The organism is Euzebyales bacterium (assembly GCA_035461305.1).
Classification (GTDB): domain Bacteria; phylum Actinomycetota; class Nitriliruptoria; order Euzebyales; family JAHELV01; genus JAHELV01.
In genome coordinates, this window is record DATHVN010000123.1 from 24,693 (window position 1) to 31,236 (window position 6,544).

A 6,544-nucleotide genomic window follows, 5' to 3' on the forward strand; every position below is an offset into this window, starting at 1 on the left:
CCGACACGATCACCGCCACCACCACCACCACGACGCACAGGAGGACGTCATGGCGCGGATGCCGCTGCTCGCCGGCAACTGGAAGATGCACAAGGACCACCTCGAGGCCATCCAACTGGTCCAGCAGATCTCCTACCACCTCGACGAGCAGGACTACGACCGCTCCGAGATCGTCGTCATCCCGCCGTTCACCGCACTGCGCAGCATCCAGACGCTGATCGAGGGCGACCGCCTCGCGATCAGCCTGGGCGCCCAGGACTGCTACCACGAGGAGTCAGGCCCGTTCACCGGCGCCATCAGCCCGGTGATGCTGGCGAAGCTCGCCGTCCGGTACGTCATCTGCGGGCACTCGGAGCGTCGCCACATCTTCGGCGACGACGACGATGCGGTGAACCGGAAGGTCCGCGCCGTCCTTGCCCACGGCATGCGCCCCATCCTGTGCGTCGGGGAGACCGACGAGGAGCGTGAGCAGGGACAGGCCGAGGAGGTGGTGGCGCGTCACGTCAAGCGCGGGCTGGCGGGCGTCGACGGCGACCGTGCCGACGATGTCGTGATCGCCTACGAGCCGGTCTGGGCCATCGGGACGGGCAAGACGGCGACGCCGTCGGACGCCGACGAGATGTGCGGGTTCACACGGTCGCAGGTCGCCGACGTCCTGGGCGACGATGCCGGCGCGACCATCCGCGTGCAGTACGGCGGCAGCGTCAAACCCGGCAACGTCGCCGACCTCATGGCACAGCCCGAGATCGACGGTGCGCTCGTTGGTGGGGCGAGCCTCCAGGCCGACGACTTCGCAGCGATCTGCCGGTACCACCGTCTGTAGCGGTCGAACGAGGGTCTCGACATCGGTCGTAGGATCGTCGACACTGGCCGGGCCCGGTGACGCGCAGTGCCGCGCCGATCCAGGTACGATGCCGTGGGCCATTCGCGGAGCCTGTCCCACGCGCACATGATCGGCCTGCGACGACGCCGGACGCGAGTCCGACGGAGCGCGGGTCCGAACGGCACGAGGCCCACCGGCTCCGCCGGACGAGAGACATGGGGTAGATGATGGCGAAGCGCCGCTCCCAACCGCAGGGACTGCTCGGACCGCTCGAGACCGACGTCATGGAGACCGTGTGGCAGCTCGGCGACACGACGGTCCGCGACGTCCACGAGGCGCTGTCGTCGCGCCGTGACCTGGCCTACACCACCGTCATGACGACGATGGCCCGCCTTGCGTCCAAGGGACTGCTCACCCGTGACACGTCCGGCCTGGCTCACCGGTACCACGCCACCATTACACGCGACGAGTACGCCCGTTCGACGGTCACCTCGGTCGTGGACTGGCTGGTCGACCGGTTCCCGGAGCCCGCGATGAGCTACTTCATGCAGGTCGTCGAGGACGAGGGCGGGGACGCCTCGACTGATGAGCTGCGCGAAAGGATCGATCAGTTGCGCATGCAGGAGGACTGAGTGCCTGACGGGGCAGGAGGGTTCTTCCTCTTCCTGTTCGAGTCATTCGTGGCGCGGGCGCTGCTCGGGTCGCTCGTTGGCGTGCTTCTGGTGGAGCTGCTCCTGCGCCGTGACATCGTCCGCAGCCTGATCGGCCGGCGCCTGCTGCTCGTGGTTCCGTTCGTGGTCGCAGGTGTCCTCGCAATCGCGTCCGCCAACCGCGGCTTCCTGCCCAACGTGTGGATCGAAACCGATCGGATCGTCGGCGCCGGGGTCCTGATGGACGTGCTCGGCGACGTGCAGAACGTGGGCGGAAGCGTCGACCTTCTCGTCGCGAGCTATCTCGCGGTCGTCGGGGTCCTGACGACCCGGCGGGTCGCCGGTGCCGTCCGGGCACACCTGATGCGGCGCGAGAGCCCGCTCGCGGCGGCCGACATCAGGCAGCGGGCGTTGTACATCGCGGTGCAGGCCCGCATCACCCCACCCGAGGTGCGGCTGCGCGCGGACTGTCCCGGCGGCGCGTTCACGACCGGTGTCAGGCGGCCGTGGATCGCGCTCGATCCGGGTCTGGCCGCAGACCTCGACGCTGCCGAGCTCGACGCGCTCCTGGCACACGAGATGGCCCACATCCGTCGCCGTGACCCGCTGCTGACCATGGTCACGGGGATCTGCCGGGACCTGACGTTCTTCCTGCCCGGCATCCACCTTGCGACCTACTGGCTGTGTCGGGAGCAGGAGGAGTCCGCCGACGACCTCGCTGCACGCTGCACCCGGCGGCCGGGCGCGCTCGCGTCGACGATCCTGAAGGTCTGGGAGGCCCAGACCGGTCACCACCACGTGGCCAACGCGTGCGCTGCGGTGACGCCCGTGGCACTGCGCTGGCCTGCGTTCGGGCTGCGTCGGGCGCCGCGTACGCAACAACCACACGTCGTGGTGCGTGTGCAGCGACTGATCTCACCCCTGCACGCGCTGACCTACCGGCCCACCCGCCGGGATGTCGGGCTGCCGCTGACGGTGCTGACGCTGGCAGTCACCATCGGCCTGCTGCTGCCCGCCTGGGTCACCAACGTGCTGCAGAACGACGGCGTGCTGCTGCAGTTCTTCTCGGCGCCGCCGACGACCGGCATCGAGTCTCCGGCCTTCGCCACCTTCCGGGCCACCGCACCGACCGACACCGGGCCGCGTACCGCACCCGGACCCTCGCCCGCGACGGCCGACCAGCTCTGTCCGTGCGTCGAGTCCGCCGCCCAGCTGCGTGCCGGCGTGCCCGCAGCCACAGGCACGACCCCCTCGCACCTCGTGTGGTCCAGCGACGGACGGGACGCCTGGGAGCTGCAGCGCCTCCACGAGCAGGCCCGCCTGCGCGTCAACCGCGAGCTGATCACGTTCCGCGGTGGCCAGCGCGAGGTGGGGTTCTTCACCGTCCGCCGCAACCCCACGGAGCTCTGACCCCCCACCAACGGGTGCGGGCGAGCGTCAGCGAGCCGGCGGGTGGGGATCGAGCGGGTGCGGGCGAGCGTCAGCGAGCCGGCCGGTGGGCATCTAGACTGACCCGCACTATGCGTTCGGAAAGGTCTGATCGATGCTGACCGGCATCATCGTCGGGGTGCACGTCATCGTGTCGCTCCTGCTCGTGCTGTTCATCCTGCTCAAGTCCGGTCGTGGCGGCGGGCTGTCCGACATGTTCGGCGGAGGCTCCATGAGCACCATGAGCGGTTCGACGGTCGTCGAGCGCAACCTGGATCGGCTCACGGTCATCACCGCGGTCGTGTTCGTGATGACGACGATCCTCCTGGGGCTGCGCCTGACCTGATCAAGAGCGCCCGTGCACCGGTGGCTGGTGGGCTGGGCCGTCGTGGCCCTGCTGCTGGCCGCCTGTGACGCTGCCGAGGTCGCTGCTCCGGGGGCGACCGCCGGCACGGTCGTGCCACGTGCCTCGTCCAGCGTCGCGCCCGCACGCGGCGGAACGCTGCGCTGGGCGATCAGACGTCCTGCCGCGATCGTGCCGGGGGAGACGACCGATGACGCGGGACTGCTGGTGGTCGACACGCTGTTCGACTCGTTGACACGCGTCGACACCGCTGGTGAGGTCCACGCGGCCGCGGCCGTGCGCTGGCGCAGCAGCGCTGGTGGTCGCCGGTGGCGGTTCACCCTGCGCAGTGACGCCCGCTATCACGACGGGACCGCCGTGCGCGCGCGAGACTTCGCCGTGTCGTGGGCGCACACGGTGGAGCTCGGCCTGACCGGATCGCACCTGCAGGACGTGGTGGGGTACGGCGCCGTGCGCGAGGGGCGCGCGGATCGGCTCGCCGGTGTGCGCGCCGTCGACGGCGTCACGCTCGAGGTCCGGCTGCGCCATCCGATGATGGACCTGCCGGCGCTGGTCGCTCATCCCACGCTGGCGCCGCTGCCTCCCCGTGCGACGTCTGCGCGGCGCTTCGCAGACCAGCCGGTCGGCAACGGTCCGTACCGCATCACGGAGCGGTGGAGCGGAGGGCAGTTCATCCGCGTCGAGCGCGACCGGGGCTGGCGCAACGGACCGAAGGAGCGGTCGTCGGCCAGGGTCGGGGAGATCGTGTTCCGGATCATCGACACCGATGCGGCCTACGTCGCGTTCCAGCAGGGCAGGGTCGACGTCGCGCCGCTGCCCGCCGGTGCCCGCCGGCAGGCGCTGCGGACGTACGGACCGGCCGACCAGGGGCGGGGACCGGGCGTCGTCGACGCCCCGAGCCCGACCCTGTACTTCCTCGCGTTCCACATGGACACGCCGCCGTGGGACGATGTCGAGGTGCGACGCGCGCTCAGCCGGGCGATCGACCGGGTGGCCCTCGTGGACGCTCAGCGCGACCTCGAGCTCGACCCGGCGCGGTGGATCGTGCCGCCCGCCCTGCAGCACGTCACCCCGGAGGTGTGTGACAGTTGCCTGCACCTTCCGTCCCTGGCAGCCGATGCGTTCCGGCGGGCCGACGTGACCGAGGTGACGTTGACCGTCGACGCCGAGGGCGGGCACGAGCAGGTGGCCCGCAGGATCCGCGCGGACCTCGCCGAGGTGGGTGTGGACGTCACGGTCGAGACGCTGCCGTTCGAGGCGTACCTGGCGGGCATCGAGGCCGGCGAGCTTGGCCTGTACCGGTTCGGCTGGCAGGCGCAGTACCCGTCTCCCGGTGCGATGCTCGAGGCGGTCGTCCGCTCCGGTGCGCCGCGGGAGCGAGGCGACGGCGCGAACTACGGGGGCTACGCCGACGAACGCGTCGACAGGCTGCTCGATCGCGCGCGCCGCGCCAGGTCGGCGCGGCGGCGCCAGCAGCTGTGGACGCGGGCCGAGGAACGGGCGCTCAGGGACCAGGCGATCGTGCCCCTGTTCAGCTTCCGTCAGCGGACCGTCATCAGCGAGCGCGTGCGAGATCTCGCCGTCACGCCGTGGGGGACGGCTACCCCGGAACGCGCCCGGCTGGTCGCGGATCCGGAGATCGACGCCTGACGGGCGCTCCGTGGACGGCGCTACAGGATCGCCGCGCGCTGCTCGGCGAAGAAGCACGCGCTGGGGTGGCCGTGGTCGAAGCGGTCGATCAGCTCCGGTTCCTCCTCGGCGCAGCGGTCCTCGGCCTTCCAGCAGCGGGTGCGGAAGTTGCAGCCGCTCGGTGGATCCGACGGGCTCGGCAGGTCGCCCTCGAGGATGATCCGGTCGCGCGTGTCGCGCTTGGTCGGGTCCGGCAGCGGGACCGCCGACAACAGGGCCTGCGTATAGGGGTGGGTGGCCTGCTCGTAGATCTGCTGCTCGTCGCCCATCTCGATGATCTTGCCCAGGTACATGACCGCGACGCGATCGGAGATGTGGCGGACGACCGACAGGTCGTGCGCGACGAAGATGTAGGACAGGTTGAAGTCGTCCTGCAGCTCCTCGAGCAGGTTCATGACCTGTGCCTGCACCGAGACGTCGAGCGCGCTGACCGGCTCGTCGCAGATGATGATCTCGGGGTTGAGGGCAAGCGCGCGGGCGACGCCGATGCGCTGGCGCTGTCCGCCGGAGAACTGGTGCGGGTAGCGGTTGAGGTAGTCAGGGTTCAGCCCGACCCGATCCAGCAGTTGCCTGGCCCTCTCGCGGCGCTCGTTCTTGGGCACGACGTCGGTGTGGATCTCCCACGGCTCCATGACGATGTCGCCGACGGTCATGCGCGGGTTCAGCGAGGCGTAGGGGTCCTGGAAGATGATCTGGATGTTGCGGCGAAGCTTGCGCATCTCGCTGGCGCCGAGGTCGAAGATGTTCTGACCCTTGTAGTACGCGGCCCCGCCGGTGTAACGCTCGAGTCGCAGCAGTGTGCGGGCGACGGTCGACTTGCCGCAACCGGACTCGCCGACCAGCCCGACGGTCTCACCGGGGTACAGCTCGAAGCTGACGCCGTCGACGGCCTTGACGTCACCGATGTGACGTTGGAACACGATGCCCTGTGTGATCGGGAACCATTTGACCAGGTTCTCCACCCGCAGCAATGGCTCAGCGACGGGTTCGCTGGCGTCCGGCACGCAGGGCCTCCTCCCAGAAGTGGCAGGCGCTCTGGCGCTGCGCATCGACGTCGAACAGCGGTGGCACTTCCCTGGAGCAGATGTCCTCCGCGAACGCGCAGCGCGGATGGAACTCGCACCCGGACGGGATGTTCGCGAGGTTCGGTGGCTGTCCTGGGATGGGGTCGAGCGGCTGCCCCTTGCGGTCCGCCCGCGGGATCGAGTGCATGAGGCCCAGGGTGTAGGGGTGCGTGGGCTCGGCGTACAGCTTGCCGATCGGCGCCCGCTCCATGACCCGGCCGGCGTACATGACGTTCACGTTGTCGCAGACCTCGGCGACCACACCGAGGTCGTGGGTGATCAGGATGAGTCCCATGCCGGTCTCGTCCTGCAGCTCAGACAGCAGGTTCATGATCTGCGCCTGCACGGTGACGTCGAGCGCCGTCGTCGGCTCGTCCGCGATCAGCAGCCGGGGATTCAGCAGCAGACTGGCCGCGATCATCACGCGCTGCCGCATTCCGCCCGACAGCTCGTGCGGGAATCGCCGCAGCCGCGTGGCCGCGTCCGGGATGCGGACGGCCTCGAGCAGCTCGACGCAGCGGGCCCG

General features: G+C 70.0%; 7 protein-coding genes. 5 read left to right on the forward strand and 2 right to left on the reverse strand.

Annotated features, from left to right (window positions below; translation table 11 throughout):
• The first annotated feature begins 49 nt into the window (after positions 1-49).
• The 5 genes from tpiA (at position 50) to VK923_11425 (ending at position 4,915) form a co-directional block, all read left to right on the forward strand.
• Positions 50-823 carry a triose-phosphate isomerase gene (tpiA, locus tag VK923_11405; protein ID HSJ45277.1) on the forward strand — a complete coding sequence of 258 codons (774 nt, stop codon included), beginning with the start codon at positions 50-52 and terminating at the stop codon, positions 821-823.
• 224 nt (positions 824-1,047) lie between these two features.
• Positions 1,048-1,455 (forward strand): BlaI/MecI/CopY family transcriptional regulator, encoded by a 408-nt coding sequence (locus VK923_11410; GenBank protein ID HSJ45278.1) that lies wholly within the window; start codon positions 1,048-1,050, stop codon positions 1,453-1,455.
• On the forward strand, positions 1,456-2,883 hold the full coding sequence (locus VK923_11415) for a M56 family metallopeptidase (GenBank protein ID HSJ45279.1): 1,428 nt from the start codon (positions 1,456-1,458) through the stop codon (positions 2,881-2,883).
• Positions 2,884-3,016: 133 nt separating this feature from the next.
• Complete coding sequence (gene secG / locus VK923_11420; GenBank protein ID HSJ45280.1) at positions 3,017-3,247, forward strand: preprotein translocase subunit SecG; 231 nt, start codon at positions 3,017-3,019, stop codon at positions 3,245-3,247.
• A gap of 12 nt (positions 3,248-3,259) precedes the next feature.
• Entirely contained in the window at positions 3,260-4,915 is a 1,656-nt protein-coding gene (locus VK923_11425) for an ABC transporter substrate-binding protein (protein HSJ45281.1), read from the forward strand.
• A 20-nt stretch (positions 4,916-4,935) separates the two neighbouring features.
• On the opposite strand, the gene VK923_11430 is transcribed toward VK923_11425, so the two are convergent.
• Complete coding sequence (locus VK923_11430; GenBank protein HSJ45282.1) at positions 4,936-5,958, reverse strand: dipeptide ABC transporter ATP-binding protein; 1,023 nt, start codon at positions 5,956-5,958, stop codon at positions 4,936-4,938.
• The coding region (locus VK923_11435) for an ABC transporter ATP-binding protein (GenBank protein ID HSJ45283.1) at positions 5,930-6,544 on the reverse strand (615 nt) is incomplete at its 5' end. The genes VK923_11430 and VK923_11435, both read right to left, overlap by 29 nt.